1 protein-coding gene is annotated in these 1921 nt (G+C 74.3%); it reads left to right on the top strand.

The genetic code is table 11. The annotated features are described in order from the left end of the window. The coding region (locus IF43_RS0135430; RefSeq protein ID WP_037891574.1) for a type I polyketide synthase at window positions 1-1921 on the top strand (1921 nt) is incomplete at both ends.

Raw genomic sequence — 1921 nt, 5'->3', positions numbered from 1 at the left:
TGTCGCGCGGTTGGTGCTGACCAGCCGTCGGGGCCTGGATGCTCCGGGTGCTGCGGAACTGGTCGCGGAGCTTGCGGGGTCGGGTGTGGAGGTGTCGGTCGTGGCGTGTGACGCCGCCGACCGGGACGCCTTGCGCGAGCTGCTGTCCGCCGAGGCCGAGAGCCTGACGGCGGTCGTCCACACCGCAGGTGTCCTGGACGACGGCACGATCGACGCCCTCACTCCCGAGCGGTTCGAGACCGTGCTGCGGGCCAAGGCCGACTCGGCCCGCAACCTCCACGAGCTGACCGTCGAGCTCGGTATCGAGCTGTCGGCGTTCGTGCTGTTCTCCTCGATGAGTGGGACCGTGGGTGCGGCCGGGCAGGCCAACTACGCCGCGGCGAACGCGTACTTGGATGCGCTGGCGGAGCAGCGGCGGGCGGCCGGTCTGGCCGCGACCTCGGTGGCGTGGGGTCCGTGGGCCGGGAGCGGCATGGCCGCCGACGACGCCCTCGACGCCCGAATGCGCCGGGACGGAGTGCCCCCGATGCCGGCCCGGCCGGCCCTCCGCGCACTCCACCAGGCCGTCGGCGCCCCCGACCCCGTCCTGACGGTGGCCGACGTCGAGTGGGACCGGTACCTCGCCGGCCACACCGCCGTACGCCGTACCACCCTGTTCGACGAGCTCGGCGCGGCGCGCGCCACCCGTACGTCGGCCGAGGCCTCACGCCGCCACACCGCCGAGCAGGCGGACGCCCCCGCGGGTCTCGCCGGACGCCTCGGCGCGCTCGCGCCCGCCGAGCAGGAGCGGGAGCTGCTGGACCTCGTACGGACGCACGTCGCGGCCGTCCTCGGCCACGGCAGCGCCGACGCGGTCGGCGCGGAGCGCGCCTTCAAGGAGCTCGGCTTCGACTCACTGACGGCCGTCGAGCTCCGCAACCGCCTGGGCGCGGCCACCGGGCTGCGCCTGCCCGTCACCCTCGTCTACGACTACCCGACCTCCGCCGCGCTGGCCGAGCACCTCCGCGACGACCTTCTCGGCAGCCTCCCCGCCTCCCGCGCCGTGCTGCCCGTCACCGCGTCCGTCGACGCCGACCCCGTCGCGATCGTCGCGATGAGCTGCCGCTTCCCCGGCGGCGTGCAGACCCCCGAGGAGCTGTGGCGGCTGCTCAAGGACGGGACGGACGCCGTCGCCGCGTTCCCCGTCGACCGCGGCTGGAACCTCGACCGCCTCTACAGCCCCGACCCCGACCAGCCGGGGACCTCGTACACCCGTGAGGGCGGCTTCGTCACCGGAGGGGCCGACTTCGACGCGGACTTCTTCGGCATCGCGCCGCGCGAGGCCCTCGCCATGGACCCCCAGCAGCGCCTTCTCCTCGAGACCTCCTGGGAGGCCTTCGAGCGGGCCGGGATCGACCCCACCACCCTGCGCGGCAGCCGCGCCGGCGTGTTCGTCGGCACCAACGGCCAGGACTACCTCTCCCTCGTCACGCGCGAGCAGGACGGCGGCCTGGAAGGCCACGTCGGCACCGGCAACGCGGGCAGCGTCATGTCCGGCCGCGTCTCGTACGTCTTCGGGCTGGAGGGCCCGGCGGTGACCGTCGACACGGCGTGCTCGTCGTCGCTGGTCGCGCTGCACTGGGCGATCCAGGCGCTGCGCCACGGCGAATGCGACCTCGCCCTGGCCGGCGGCGTCACCGTCATGTCGACGCCCGAGAACTTCATCGACTTCAGCCGCCAGCGGGGGCTGGCGGAGGACGGCCGGATCAAGGCGTTCGCGGCGGGTGCGGACGGTACGGGCTGGGGCGAGGGCGTCGGCATGCTGCTCGTGGAGCGGCTCTCCGACGCCCGGCGCAACGGTCATCCGGTGCTGGCGGTGGTGCGTGGTTCGGCGGTGAACCAGGACGGTGCGAGCAACGGTCTGACGGCTCCGAACGGTCCG

The organism is Streptomyces sp. NRRL S-87 (assembly GCF_000719335.1).
GTDB lineage: Bacteria > Actinomycetota > Actinomycetes > Streptomycetales > Streptomycetaceae > Streptomyces.
The sequence above is the reverse complement of the archived record's forward strand: the minus strand, read 5'-3'. Positions and strand labels throughout refer to the sequence as shown.